A 12,201-nucleotide genomic window follows, 5' to 3' on the forward strand; every position below is an offset into this window, starting at 1 on the left:
ACGCTGTCGCCCGCCGAAATGGAAGCGCTGGCCGCCGCTGTAGTCGATGGCCGAGGGCACCCGGCCGACGGGCAACTGGCCGGCCAGCGCGGCCAGCATGGGCTCGAGGTCCGCCGGCGTCAGGCCGCCGGTGGCCGCCTGCAGCGCCGCGACCTCGCGCGTCATCTGAACGGGGGCGTCCACCACCACCTGCACCTGGGGGAAGGTCTGGGTCAGCACCTGGCGCACCTGCAGGCGCTTGGCCTCCAGGGCGCGGCGCTCCTTGAAGGCCCAGGCATTGAGGCCCACGAGCTGCACCAGCAGCAGCAGCAGCGCGCCCCAGCGCGCGGCCCGCCAGCGCGGCGAGCGCCACATCGACGCGGCCAGGGCACCGGCCTGCTTGCGCGCGCGGGCGCTGCCGGTGGTGGCGAATTCGAATTGCGCCAGGTCCCAGCCGGTCTGCGTGGCCTGCAGCCAGCGCTCGGCCGGCGGCAGCAGCGGCAGGCTGCGGCCGATCAGCTGTTCGGCGATGGCCGCCACGGCGGGCTCGGCCGCCGCGTCGCCCGCGTCGGCCTGCGCCACGGCGAGCGCCGCAGTGCTGGCCGACAGCGGCAGCCGCAGCACGCCCTGCGCATCGCAGACGGTGAGCCAGGGCGATTCGGGCTCGCCGGTGACGAAGACGGCCGTGGGCTGGCCTTCGGCCTGCGGTGCGAATTCCGGTACCAGCCGGCTGACGCGCCGGCCGCTGGCTTCGAGCGCCTGCAGCGTCTGCTGCAGCCAGTCGCGCCGGCAGGCGGCCACCCACACCGGGGCGCCGGCCTGGGCGCCGGGCGCCAGCGCGAAATGCAGTTGCTCGGGGTCGTCGAGCAGCCGGTCCTCGAGCAGGCCGGCGAGCACGTTGCGCAGGCGGGCCGCGTTCTGCAGGCTGCCCGGCGGCAGGCCGAGCAGGTGCCAGGACAGGGCCGCGGCCGGCACGATCAGCACCAGTTCGTGCTGGCCCGGCAGCAGGGCGACGGGCGATTCGCCCTGGCCCAGCAACTGGCGGCCATCGGTGGACCAATGCGCCCAGGCCACCGAGCTGACGCCGGGCGCGGACGGCGGCGGCGGCTGGACGAGGATCAGGGCCATGGCGCGTGTTGCGGGAAGTTCTTCATTGTAGGAGGCGGCCTGCAGGCCGCCGCCTCCGCGGACAGCGGAGGCGGCATTGTGGGAGGCCCGAAAGGCAGTTCGATGACATGGGGGCTTCAACCGGCGGCGGGTCGTGCGAGCAGGCCGGCCTCGCGCCGGCGCCAGACGATGGTGACGGTGATGCCGGTGCGGTGCAGCAGCGAGACTTCTTCCACCCAGTGGTGGTCCAGCCGCAGCCGGCCGCGCACCTCGAAATAGTTCGTCGCCACGCCCACCTCCGTGGGCGCGAGTTGCACGTTGGTGGCCGAGCCGAGCTGCTGCGACGCTTCTTCCAGCTTGGCGAAGAACTTGCGCCGCCGCACCTCGACCAGCTTGCGGGCGCCCGCCATGTCCAGTTGGTCCACGGCGGCGTACAGCACTTCGGCGCTGGCGGTGTTGAGGTTGACCGTGGTGTTGCCCACGGGCAGCAGCGTGACGTAGGGCGCGAGGGCCGTGATGGTCTCGGCGGGCAGGCCCAGCCAGCCCAGTTGCTCGACCCGCTGCGGCATCAGCGGCGCGCCGTCGGCGGCGGCGCCGGCATCGGGGTTGTTGCCGGCTGCCGGCGGCGCGGTCGCCGTGTCGCCCGTGCCGGTCGCTGGTGCAGCGCCCGTGGCCGCGGCGGCCGTGGCGCTGCCCGTCCCCGTCGTCGCCGGCGGTGCCGCGGTCACGCCGCCACCGGCCAGCAGCGCCTGCCGCATCTGCTGCACCAGCGTGTCGACCTGGCCCGCCGGCAGGTCCAGCAGGTCGAAGAGCTTGCGCACGGCCGCGACTGCGTTCTTCACGGGCTGGCCGGACGCGTCGACCAGGTTGCGCAGGTTCAGCCGCGACTGGGCGTCGGTGATGGCGCCGGACAGGAAGGCATCGGGCAGCCCTTCGATGGCGTCGCTGGCGACGTTCTTGTCGGCCGCGAGGAAGCTCGTGAGCTTGGCCTCGGCCAGCGGCACGGCCCAGGGCTCGGCCAGGTGATCGACGTTGCCGGTGCGGCCGTCCTCGGCCAGGATCAGGCGCGACCAGTCGAGCGCGCCGGACAGCAGCAGCGAGGCCTGCATGCGCGAGCGCTCGGCGGCCTCCACCTCGGTCGCGCGCCATTGGCGCCACAGCGCGGCGGCGGCCAGCGTGGCCACCAGCGTGACGGTGATGAGGGCGGTCAGCAGCGCGGCGCCATGCTGCCGCCGGGCGCGTGGGGGGGGGCGGCGGCTCATGAGGTCTTGGTGAGGCTCCACGTGGGCCGCAGCCAGTCGCGCGTGATCAGGCCGGCCAGGCCCGGCCCGGGCGCCAGTTGCAACTGCAGGCGCACGGCATCGGGCAACGGGGCCGCGCCCAGCGCCTGGGCCTGCACGGCGGCACTCCAGGCGCCGTTGCGGAAGTAGCCGAGGCTCCAGCCTTCGGCCGGCAGCACGCGCGTGGCCGCGGCATCGGCACCGGGCGCGGCCGATTCGGCCCAGGCCGCGGCGGCGCCCCAGGCCTGCGTCCAGTCGGCACGGGTGGCGAGCGGCGGCGACTGCCAGCGCAGCCACTGGTTGCCCTGCGACGAGACGCCGACGGTCCACGCCACCACGCGGGCGGCCGGCGCGCCCTGCGCGTCGATGCCCTGGCGCGTGATGCGCAGCGCACGGCCGTTCCAGTCCAGTGCGGGCGTGTTGCCGAAGTTGGTGGCGGCGTCCAGGTCCGCGCTCCACTGCGCCAGCGCGGTCTGCAGCACCAGCACCGCCTCGTCGCGGTCCCGGTGCTGCGACTGCGCGCGCGCCATGCCGTCCAGCCCCCGCCAGCTGATCAGCGCCAGCAGCGCCATCGCCGCCAGGGCCACCAGCAGTTCGACGAGCGTGAAGCCGCGCAGGCGCGCAGGGGTCGGATGGCGCATGCTCAGTACCGCCCGATCACGGTGGACAAACGCAGCAGCGGCCAGCGCGCCGCATCGCGCACCTGCACGTCCACCCGATGGAAGTTGGGATTGAGCGTGGGCGTGGTCGACACCGTCACGTCCAGCGGCGTGCCGGCCTGTTCGCAGGGCAGGCTGCTGTCGCCCAGCGGCGGCATCTGCGGCGACAGGCGCAGCTGGACCAGCGTGTTCTCGGCGCACAGTTGGGCCAGCACCATGTCCGACTGGCGCTGCGCATTGCGGGTGAGCGCGTTGGTGGCCTGCGCGCCGGCCGCCAGCGCGATGGCGACGATGGCCAGCGCGACCAGCACCTCGACCAGGGTGAAGCCCGAAGCGCCCGGGCCGGGCATGGGGCGGCGCGCGGCGGCACGGCAGCGCATGCGCGCCCGGTCCACGCTCATGGCGCGGCGGCGTCCACCACCGCGAAAGGCCGCAGCCCGTCGGTGGCGAGCCGCAGCACCTGCGCCGTGGGCCCTTCGCTGCGGATCAGCACCTGCTGCGGGCCGATGATGGGCTCGGGCCCCAGCAGCAGCGCGGCGACCGGGCGGCCGCTGCCATCCAGTGGCTGGGCGCTCACGCCGTCCATCTGCCAGCCATGCGGCAGGGCGCCGGGCGGCACGCCGTCGAAGACGAAGCCCTGGGCGGTGACCCGCCAGCGCACCTGGGCACCGCTGGCGCGGGCCTGTGCGCGGCCGGCTTCCAGCAGCGCCACGAGGCGCTCGGCCTCGCGGTCCAGGCCGGCGCGGGCCGTGTCGCGCAGCGCGAAACCCACGCCGGCGGTGGCGAAGGCGATGATCGCCACCACCACCAGCAACTCGATCAGGGTGAAGCCGGCCGCCGCCGGCGGGCCGGACCTACTGCCAGCTGCCGATGTCGGCATCGTTGCCCTCGCCACCGGGCTGGCCGTCGGCGCCGAGCGAAAACACGTCCACCTCGCCCTTGATGCCCGGGTTCATGTACTGGTAGGGCCGGCCCCAGGGGTCGTTGGGCAGCTTGTCGACGTAGGGCTTCCAGTTCGGCGCGGCCGGGCCGGTGGTCGGCCGCGTCACCAGGGCCTGCAGGCCCTGCTCGCCCGTGGGGTAGCGCTGGTTGTCCAGGCGGTACATCTTGAGCGCGTTCATCAGGTTGTTGACGTCGGTGCGGGCCGCCGTGACGCGCGCGTCGTCGGCGCGGCCGATCACGTTGGGCACGATCAGGGCGGCCAGCACGCCGATGATCACGAGCACGACCATCAGCTCGATCAGCGTGAAGCCCCGCTGAAGAGGGTTCTGCCGGTTGCGTTGGGAGGAAACTGTCATGGGCGGCGCATGATAATGCCCGGATATGACGACTGCGTTGCCCGTATCTTCCCGGTGGCCCGTGGCGGCCGCGACGGCCTTGCTCTGGGCTGCGGCCGCGGCGAGTGCGGTGTACTGGGGGCTGCGGCTGTCGTCGGCGGAGGGCGGCGGGCTGCCGCCACCGGTCGCGTCGCCGGCCCTGAGCGTGCAGACGGCGGAGGTCGCTCGCGTCTTCGGCGCCTTGCCCTCGACGCCCGGCCCCGCCGCGGCGCCCGATGCCGCCACCCGCTTCCAGCTGCTGGGCGTGGCCGCGAACCAGTCGGGTGGCGGCGCGGCGCTGCTGGCGGTGGACGGCAAGCCGCCGCGCTCCTACCGTGTGGGCGCCGCCTTCGAGGGCGGGCTGACGCTGCAATCCATCGACGCGGCCGGCGTGCACATCGGACCGGCGGCAGGCGGGACGGGCTTCGCGCTGCGCGTGCCGCTGCGGCCGCTCGCCGTCAACGGGCCGCCGCGCGCGCCGGCGCCCTGAATTTGCTCCTGGCCCTCGACGCGGCGCAGGCTGGTCCCGCGCTGGGCTTTTTGTGGCCCACCGAAGCACCCGGCCAGATGTCATCCAGCGTGGGACCGGTGCTGCAAGCGGGTGCGTGGTCGCTCGTCCTGTCCCTGACCACATCGGGCGGCGGTGCCATCGGTGCTGGCCGACCGCCTCGGCGTCCCATCAACTGCGCAGGAACAGGCCGTACGCCGGGTTCGTGGTCTCTTCGATGAAGGGATAGCCCAGCGTCTGCAGGAAGTCCTGGAACAGCGCGCCATCCGCCGCGGGCACCTGCAGCCCGACCAGGATGCGGCCGTAATCCGCGCCCTGGTTGCGGTAGTGGAAGAGGCTGATGTTCCAGTCGGGCTTCATCAGGCTCAGGAACTTCAGGAGTGCGCCCGGCCGCTCCGGGAAGACGAAGCGCAGCAGCCGCTCGTCGTGCGCCAGCCCGCTGCGGCCGCCCACCATGTAGCGCACGTGCTCCTTGGCCAGCTCGTCGTGCGTCAGGTCGAGCGCGCCGAAGCCGTGGCTGTGGAACACCTCCGCGATGCTCGCCGATTCGCCGCGCCGCTGCGTCGTCAGGCCCACGAACACATGGGCCTGCTGCGCATCGCTGATGCGGTAGTTGAACTCGGTCACGTTGCGCGGTCCGCCCGGCAACTGGCCGACCAGCTCGCAGAAGCGGCGGAAGCTGCCGCGCTCCTCGGGGATGGTGATCGCGAACAGCGCCTCGCGCTCCTCGCCCACTTCCGCGCGCTCGGCCACGAAGCGCAGCCGGTCGAAGTTCATGTTGGCGCCGCAGAGGACGGCGGCATAGGTCTCGCCGCGCGCGCCGTGCTTTTCCACGTATTGCTTAATCGCCGCCACCGCCAGCGCGCCGGCCGGCTCGACGATGCTGCGCGTGTCGATGAACACGTCCTTGATGCCGGCGCACACCGCGTCCGTGTCCACCGTGATGAACTCGTCCACCAGGTCGCGGGCGATGCGGAAGGTTTCCTCGCCCACGAGCTTGACGGCCGTGCCGTCCGAGAACAGGCCCACGTCCGCCAGCGTGACGCGCTCGTGCGCCGCCACCGATTGCATCATGGCGTCGGAATCGTTCATCTGGACGCCGATGACGCGGATGTCCGGTCGCACCGCCTTGATGTAGTTGGCCACGCCCGAGATGAGGCCGCCGCCGCCGATGGCCACGAAGACGGCATCGAGCCGGCCCTGATGCTGGCGCAGGATCTCCATCGCGATGGTGCCCTGGCCGGCAATGACCTCGGGATCGTCGAAGGGATGCACGAAGGTCAGGCCTTCGCGTTCCTGCAGGGCGAGGGCGTGCTGGTAGGCGTCCGAGTAGCTGTCGCCGTGCAGGTGCACCTCGCCGCCGAAGCCACGCACCGCATCGATCTTGAGTTGCGGCGTGGTCACCGGCATCACGATCACCGCACGCGCGCCGAGCTTGCGCGCGCCGAGCGCGACGCCCTGCGCATGGTTGCCGGCCGACGCGCAGATCACGCCCCGCGCCAGCTGCTCGGCCGACAGGTGCGCCATCTTGTTGTACGCACCGCGGAGCTTGAAGCTGAAGACCGGCTGCTGGTCCTCCCGCTTGAGCAAGACATTGTTGCCAAGTCTTTCGCTCAGCGTCCGAGCCGGTTCCAGAGCGGATTCAATCGCGACGTCGTAAACGCGAGCCGTCAGGATTTTTTTTAGATAGTCGGAGGGCGTCAGTGCCGGCCCCAGGCTGGTAGGCATGGCGATGGATAACCAATGAGAACAGCGTTCGATGATACGCGGCACTCGTTTTGCACCCCGGAAGACACATGGACACGAACGTCATCTTCCGCTTAACAAATGAGCGAGCGGCCAATGATTCCGCATTTTTGGGACGAGTTCCTCCCGAGGACCCCGTGCCCCCCAGCGACTTAACAATTAGGAAAAGGTCGTCAGACGTTCTTGTCAGAGACCTCGCCATGGCTCTGCTGCAGGCCGAGCGGGCACGGGTGCAGCGAAAGGAAATCGCGTGGGGCAGCTGGCAGATCATGAGCAACCGCATGGATGCCCATGTGCTGCCGCTGCTGGGCGATCGGTTGGTGCGCGACATCGATGGCGTCGCGGCGCAGGCCCTCATCGACCGGCTGGGTGAGCACGACTTCACCAGCACGACCATCGCCCAGTACATGGTGTTGCTGCGCAAGACGCTGATGCACGGCGTGCTGACGGGGGTGATCGACGAGATGCCCCGTCTGCCGAAGGTCAAGATCCGCAGCCAGCCGCGGGGAAGCTTCAGCGTGGCCGAATACCGCCAACTGGTGGCCACCGCCCGTCGGCTGGTGGGACAGCCGCACCCGGTACTGCAGACGCTGCAGCCTGGCGAGCGCTTCTGGATCGCGCGAGAGTTGCTCACCATGCCGCGCGAACTGCCGTGGCTGATCCGCTGGATGGTCAAGACCTCACGGCGGCCGACACGCTGTGGATGATTCGCTTAACCATGCGGTCCTTGCAACTGCTATCTCGCTCAGACTCCAGCGCTGCTATCACAATCCATTCACGCGGGTCCTCGCCAATTTCTTCGGCCAGTGCGCCGGCGATTGCCGGGCTGATATGGCCACGCTGCCGGGCGTTATGCAGGGCGTTGCGGTTCAGGTTTAGGCGGTCGTGCCAGTATGGGGCTGGATGGAGCGACAAAGCCTTGTTCAGAAGGTCCATCGTTTGAGGCATGGCGGGGCTCCCGTTGTGGTTCGCTTGCAGGGGGGAAAACATCTGCGCGCACGTCGCTGATGTTTGGCACGTTGGTATATCGAAGGACGCGGTAGCCGGCACCCTTGAGCATGTCGTCTCTCGCTGTGTCGGCGTCCTTCTTGAGTCTGTGGGTTGCGTCGTCAAGCTCGATCAGCGCAATGACTCTATAGGCGTGATCCAGGACCGCAAAGTCCGCAATCTTGCGATCAAACCGATTCCTAGTGGCCGTCTTGCGTGCTGACAGTAAAGCGCCAAACGACACCTGGGTCACGACGGTCAAGCTAGGAAACGCTTCCTTTAACCGGTTGAACATTGCTTGCTCCCGGTCTGTTAGGAATCGCTTTGCCTTGATCGGTTCCGACTGTCTGGGGCCGCGCCTCGCGGCCACCGCTGCCAGGACAACAGCGCCGATCAGCAGCAGGGCCGCAACCAAGACCAACGGGACGAGGGTAGTTTTCACACTTAGCCTGTTGTTTCATTGCAATCATGTCGGTTGCATGTTGCAATCGAGTTGGTGGCAGTGTAGATTTCGGCATGCAATCAATGTGGTTGCATTCTGGAGCCGGCATGCTTTCCTTCCCCTCTCACTGCGCTGTCTGCGGACAGCCGTTCTTTCTCAATCACGAGTGCCCCGCTCTGCGGCGCCGTGCCTCCTGCACTCCCCCCGCCCATGAGGCCCCCGCGGTGGCCCCGGTTGAAAGCTTGCCGGCTCCGGCCGAGGCAGGCGGTGGGGAGTGCGCCTCGTGACAGCGGCCGATCAGCTATCGCTGTTTGAACCGGAGGGCCCCGAAGCCCTCGCGCTGCTGCGCAAACACCTGGCCGATGCCGAGCGCTACGCAAAGCAGGTCGTCCAGTTCGAAGCCCTGTGCATGCCCGGTGCCGCCCGCCTGGCCCAAGCCGAGGCCGATGCAGCCATGGCCCGCGCGAACGTCGTGGCCATCTTCCTGGACCTGGAGCGTGAGGCGGGCCTGTGAGACCCCATCCGATAGCCCATGCGTGCGTGGGCCTTCGGCTGGCGTCTTGCCAGTCTGTCCGGGCTTAGGAGGCCCTCACCATGGCTATCACTGCACTCATCCAAATCATCAAGGTCAACGAAAAGCGCGGCGGCACGAAGGATGGCCGCGCTTGGGAAATGCAGGACGCGGAGTGCCTGCTTCTCAACGAAGACGGCACGCCTGCGCAGGTCGGCGTTCTCATGCTGCCGAAGCAACTGCGCGGTGAGCATGAACCAAAGCCGGGCTTTTACTCCGGTGCCTTCGCGCTCGGTGTGTCCCTCCGGGATCGTCGTGTTGAGGCGATGCTCACCGGCCTGTCTCCCCTGCCGCCGAATCACTTCCAGCGCGGCCAAAAGGCCTCCTGATGCAAGCCGTCTTCCTGCTCGGCATCGCTGGCGGCTTCCTCGTCGCTGTCGTGTTCGTGATGCTGGTGGACGGCGCCCACATGGCCGCTGAGCGCAGCCGCCGCATCCGCATCGCTCGGAGTCGCCATGCCTGATTGGGTTCTGTCCGGCCTGTTTGTTTTGATGCACGTGATCGGTCTCGCAGGTCTCCTCGTGTGGCTGTGGATGTCCCGTCATGGCTGACCCCACCACCGTTGAATGCTCAAGCGCCTGCACCGTCACGGTGGTGCATGAGCTCTCTCTCCCGCCCCTCCAGCTGGACGCTGAGGGGGCTATCCAAATCAGCAGCGCCATCCTGCTGGTGTGGGCGGCGGGCTGGGCGTGTCGAACGCTCATCCGCCACCTGAAAACTGTCGATGGAAACCAACCTTCTGAAAGTGAGTGAAGCAATGAAGTCCAACCAGAGCACCAATCCCGCCGTCGTTGCCGCCCTTGCGGCTGCGCTGCTCGCAGTCGCTGTGCCCTCCCAGGCTGCTGCCGTGGACGTGGCCGCCGTGGTCACCGACATCGGCGCGCAGATCGCCCCCATCACCGCCATCGGCGGCGCCGTCCTGCTGGTGGTGGTCGCCATCAAGGCGTTCAAGTGGGTGCGCCGCGCGCTGAGCTGATCGGCGCATGACGCTGCAAGGTGGGCCCGCCTTGTAGCGCCTTTGCCCATGCTGCCGTGGGGCGGCATCGTCAAGGGGAAATGAGCATGGGGCTCTTCGTTCTGATCGCGATCCTGGGGGCAGCGTGGCTCATCTTTACCGCTTGATCGTGTGTCTGCTCATGCTGCTCGGTGCAGGCAGTGCCAGTGCGCTGGACAAGGTGCAGCAGTGGTCTACCAGCGACAGGGGCGCGGACTACGGTCCGCTCACCGCGAAAGCGGATGTGTGCGAGGCGGCACGTGCCGGATGGGCGGCAAAGCAGACTTTCTCGCCCGGGTATGGGGCTACGGTGAAGGTCACGGCGGGCGGCAGCAACGGCATGTGCGAGTTCTACGCAACAGCAACCAGCGGGAGCCCGTCGTACTTCGATCACTCGTCGGAGCTTTATTCGGTGCTGTCGTGTCCTGCGAACAGTTCGGCCAATTCGGCGGGTGGCTGTTCGTGCAGCAGTGGATACGAAGAGAAGGATGGCATGTGCAAGCCGCCGCTCAATGAGTGCGAGAAGCTCGCGGGTCAGTCGGCTGGAGCGAAGGCGTTCGAGGGGCGCGGCGACAGCTTTTTCTTTTGTGATGCGTGGAATTCAGCCGGCGGCGGCAAGTGCGTCGCCAAGGTGGAGCCGAGCTTTCGCTATGAGGACCCGCCCGGGTCTGGGCATTGGATTTCGCAGGGCACCGCCCGGTACACCGGCCAGAGCGGCGGCGCGTGTAACGGTAACGGTGGTGACGGTGCGGTGCCGGCGCCTAGCACGCCCAAGACCGAGGATGGGCAGGCACCGACCACGCCCGACCCTGGTACTGCGGCGCCCGCGCCTTGCCCTGAGGGCCAGTCGCCGGGCGAGGTCAACGGCCAGCGCGTGTGCGCGCCGCGTGGCACGGATGGCAAGGTCGAAGAGAAGTCAACCAGCAGCAGCACCAACGCGGCCGGCGACAAGACCGACACGACGAAGGAAACGAAGTGCGAGGGCGGCCAGTGCACCACGACGACTACGAACTGCACCACGCCCAACGGCCAGACCTCGGCTAACTGCACATCGACCAGCACCACCGGGTCTGCGTCGGGCACCTGCAAAGCTGGATCAGGGCTCGCCATGTGCGGCGAAGGTTCCACGCAGACTGGGTTCTCGGGCAACTGCGCCGCCGGGTTCAAGGCCGTCAGCGACGATGCCGTCATCAACGCGATGGCCGAGGAGGTCTATCGGCAGAACTGCAAGATCAATCCCGACGAGGCTAGCCAAGCGTTGTACAAGGCCGCGGCCGCGAAGTACGGGACTGACCAGTCGGGCGATCTGCCCGGCAACCGGACGGTGAGCCTCGGGCCGGAGAAGTTCGATACGTCTGACGCGTTGGGCACCGGTGGCGGCGCTTGCCTGCCGGATAAGACCGTGGTCGTTATGGACCGGTCGATCACTATCCCCTTCGGGGGCATCTGCCCTTATCTGGGCTACCTTGGCAATGTGCTGCTGGCAGTCTCGTTTCTGCTCGCTGCACGCATCGTGATGAGGGGCTGACATGCCTGCAATCCTGGCTGCACTCGGCAGCATGCTGCTTCAAATTGCTGGCTCGTTCGCGGGTCAGATGCTCATCGGCGCCGGGGTGGCCGCTGTCACCTACGTGGGGCTCGATGCGTCTTTGGAATGGCTGAAAAGCAATGCGGTGTCTGCTCTGCTCGGGTTGCCCCCTGAGGTTGTCGGCATGTTGGGCGTGTTGAAGGTCGGCCGGTGCATCAGCATCGTCACGTCGGCCATCGTCATGCGGTTGACCATGCAAGGCTTCAAGGACGGGGCGTTGAAGAAGTGGACCAAGCGATGAGGCGCGGCCAGCGGCTACGTCAGGGCGGGTTCATCTACCTGCGCACCGGCGGCAACGGCTCGTGCAAAACGCTCTTCACGCTCGCCGATGTTCGAAAGCTCCAGCTGGAGACTGGCCGGCCCGTGTGCATCAACTTGCGCCCGGCGGATGATCCGAAAGAGCCCAACAAGCCCTATTGCCGGGTGTACCCCGAAAAGATGGCTGAGTTCGGGTGGACCGCCGCCCGCTTCAAGGACTGGCAGGATCAGCCGGACGGCACCATCTTTCTGGTCGATGAGTGCCATTACGACTTGCCCGTGCGAACGGGCAGTTCGGCGCAGGTACCGCCGCACGTTGCCAAGCTGTCGGAGCATCGCAGCCGTGGCTTCGACTTCTTTATGCTCACCCAGCACCCGCAGAACGTCGATGTGTTCGTGCGTCGGCTGGTCCAGGCCCCTGGCTGGCATCAACACCTGAAACGCATCTTCGGCGCCAGCAACGCAACGCGCGTGCTTCAGTGGGACGCGGTCAACGCGCAGTGCGAGAAGGATGGGTCAGGTGAATCTGCACAGATCACGACGCGCACTCAGCCTAAGGAAGTGTTTCAGTGGTACGACAGCGCCTTCATCCACACTGGCCGCAAGCGCATCCCGTTTCAAGTTTGGCTGATCGTGGCGTGCGTGCCTCTCGTCCTGGCGCTGGTGCTGTACACGTGGTATGCGTTCACAAGAAACCAAGACAAGACCAAGGAAAGGATCACCGGCGATGTGGCTACTGCAAACAGCACTGCGGACGGCCGTCCGC

Annotated in this window: 19 protein-coding genes; 10 read left to right on the forward strand and 9 right to left on the reverse strand. The window is 68.2% G+C overall.

Going from position 1 to position 12,201, the window contains the following annotated elements:
• The 6 genes from gspL to gspG all read right to left on the reverse strand — a co-directional run.
• Positions 1-1,107: type II secretion system protein GspL (gene gspL / locus NS331_RS13875; protein ID WP_058642573.1), on the reverse strand; the 1,107-nt coding region annotated here is incomplete at its 3' end.
• Positions 1,108-1,223: 116 nt separating this feature from the next.
• The gene (gene gspK, locus NS331_RS13880; RefSeq protein WP_058642574.1) at positions 1,224-2,348 is read right to left on the reverse strand and encodes a type II secretion system minor pseudopilin GspK; all 1,125 of its coding nucleotides are present in this window, start codon (positions 2,346-2,348) and stop codon (positions 1,224-1,226) included.
• Positions 2,345-3,007: a PulJ/GspJ family protein gene (locus NS331_RS13885; protein WP_058642575.1), complete on the reverse strand. Its 663-nt coding sequence runs from the start codon at positions 3,005-3,007 to the stop codon at positions 2,345-2,347. The genes gspK and NS331_RS13885 overlap by 4 nt, the downstream gene beginning before the upstream one ends.
• A gap of 2 nt (positions 3,008-3,009) precedes the next feature.
• Positions 3,010-3,405: a type II secretion system minor pseudopilin GspI gene (gspI, locus tag NS331_RS13890; RefSeq protein WP_058642586.1), complete on the reverse strand. Its 396-nt coding sequence runs from the start codon at positions 3,403-3,405 to the stop codon at positions 3,010-3,012.
• A 17-nt stretch (positions 3,406-3,422) separates the two neighbouring features.
• A complete protein-coding gene (locus NS331_RS13895; RefSeq protein WP_058642576.1) occupies positions 3,423-3,905 on the reverse strand; it encodes a prepilin-type N-terminal cleavage/methylation domain-containing protein in 483 nt (160 codons plus the stop codon).
• Entirely contained in the window at positions 3,880-4,323 is a 444-nt protein-coding gene (gspG, locus tag NS331_RS13900) for a type II secretion system major pseudopilin GspG (protein ID WP_058642577.1), read from the reverse strand. The genes NS331_RS13895 and gspG overlap by 26 nt, the downstream gene beginning before the upstream one ends.
• Positions 4,324-4,348: 25 nt before the next feature.
• Between gspG and NS331_RS13905 the strand changes: the two genes are divergently transcribed.
• Positions 4,349-4,831, forward strand: coding sequence for a type II secretion system protein N (locus tag NS331_RS13905; RefSeq protein WP_058642578.1), 483 nt, complete (start codon positions 4,349-4,351; stop codon positions 4,829-4,831).
• Positions 4,832-5,020: 189 nt separating this feature from the next.
• Here NS331_RS13905 and ilvA read toward each other — a convergent pair whose 3' ends face one another.
• On the reverse strand, positions 5,021-6,577 hold the full coding sequence (ilvA, locus tag NS331_RS13910; protein ID WP_058642579.1) for a threonine ammonia-lyase, biosynthetic: 1,557 nt from the start codon (positions 6,575-6,577) through the stop codon (positions 5,021-5,023).
• A gap of 218 nt (positions 6,578-6,795) precedes the next feature.
• Between ilvA and NS331_RS13915 the strand changes: the two genes are divergently transcribed.
• On the forward strand, positions 6,796-7,302 hold the full coding sequence (locus NS331_RS13915) for a hypothetical protein (RefSeq protein ID WP_058642580.1): 507 nt from the start codon (positions 6,796-6,798) through the stop codon (positions 7,300-7,302).
• On the opposite strand, the gene NS331_RS25550 is transcribed toward NS331_RS13915, so the two are convergent.
• Together NS331_RS25550 and NS331_RS25555 are read right to left on the reverse strand one after the other, a co-directional pair.
• The gene (locus NS331_RS25550) at positions 7,268-7,531 is read right to left on the reverse strand and encodes a hypothetical protein (RefSeq protein WP_242873746.1); all 264 of its coding nucleotides are present in this window, start codon (positions 7,529-7,531) and stop codon (positions 7,268-7,270) included. The genes NS331_RS13915 and NS331_RS25550 overlap by 35 nt on opposite strands.
• Positions 7,446-8,024, reverse strand: a complete 579-nt coding sequence (locus NS331_RS25555) for a DUF2726 domain-containing protein (protein ID WP_082702472.1) — start codon at positions 8,022-8,024, stop codon at positions 7,446-7,448. Before NS331_RS25555 ends, NS331_RS25550 begins: the two co-directional genes overlap by 86 nt.
• A 274-nt stretch (positions 8,025-8,298) precedes the next feature.
• Between NS331_RS25555 and NS331_RS13920 the strand changes: the two genes are divergently transcribed.
• The 8 genes from NS331_RS13920 to NS331_RS13945 form a co-directional block, all read left to right on the forward strand.
• Positions 8,299-8,538, forward strand: coding sequence for a hypothetical protein (locus NS331_RS13920; RefSeq protein WP_058642581.1), 240 nt, complete (start codon positions 8,299-8,301; stop codon positions 8,536-8,538).
• 80 nt (positions 8,539-8,618) lie between these two features.
• Positions 8,619-8,924, forward strand: a complete 306-nt coding sequence (locus NS331_RS13925) for a hypothetical protein (protein ID WP_058642582.1) — start codon at positions 8,619-8,621, stop codon at positions 8,922-8,924.
• A complete protein-coding gene (locus NS331_RS27360; protein ID WP_275936462.1) occupies positions 8,924-9,058 on the forward strand; it encodes a hypothetical protein in 135 nt (44 codons plus the stop codon). The genes NS331_RS13925 and NS331_RS27360 overlap by 1 nt, the downstream gene beginning before the upstream one ends.
• 80 nt (positions 9,059-9,138) lie before the next feature.
• Positions 9,139-9,348 (forward strand): hypothetical protein, encoded by a 210-nt coding sequence (locus NS331_RS26180; RefSeq protein WP_153012849.1) that lies wholly within the window; start codon positions 9,139-9,141, stop codon positions 9,346-9,348.
• Between the two features lie 4 nt (positions 9,349-9,352).
• Positions 9,353-9,571: a major capsid protein gene (locus NS331_RS13930; protein ID WP_058642583.1), complete on the forward strand. Its 219-nt coding sequence runs from the start codon at positions 9,353-9,355 to the stop codon at positions 9,569-9,571.
• A 160-nt stretch (positions 9,572-9,731) separates the two neighbouring features.
• The gene (locus NS331_RS26185) at positions 9,732-11,117 is read left to right on the forward strand and encodes a virulence factor TspB C-terminal domain-related protein (protein WP_153012850.1); all 1,386 of its coding nucleotides are present in this window, start codon (positions 9,732-9,734) and stop codon (positions 11,115-11,117) included.
• A gap of 1 nt (position 11,118) precedes the next feature.
• Positions 11,119-11,418 (forward strand): DUF2523 domain-containing protein, encoded by a 300-nt coding sequence (locus tag NS331_RS13940; protein WP_058642585.1) that lies wholly within the window; start codon positions 11,119-11,121, stop codon positions 11,416-11,418.
• On the forward strand, positions 11,415-12,201 hold a 787-nt coding region (locus NS331_RS13945), incomplete at its 3' end, for a zonular occludens toxin domain-containing protein (RefSeq protein ID WP_242873747.1). The genes NS331_RS13940 and NS331_RS13945, both read left to right, overlap by 4 nt.

The sequence above is a fragment of the Pseudacidovorax intermedius genome, from assembly GCF_001476815.1.
GTDB classification, from domain to species: domain Bacteria; phylum Pseudomonadota; class Gammaproteobacteria; order Burkholderiales; family Burkholderiaceae_C; genus Xenophilus; species Xenophilus intermedius_A.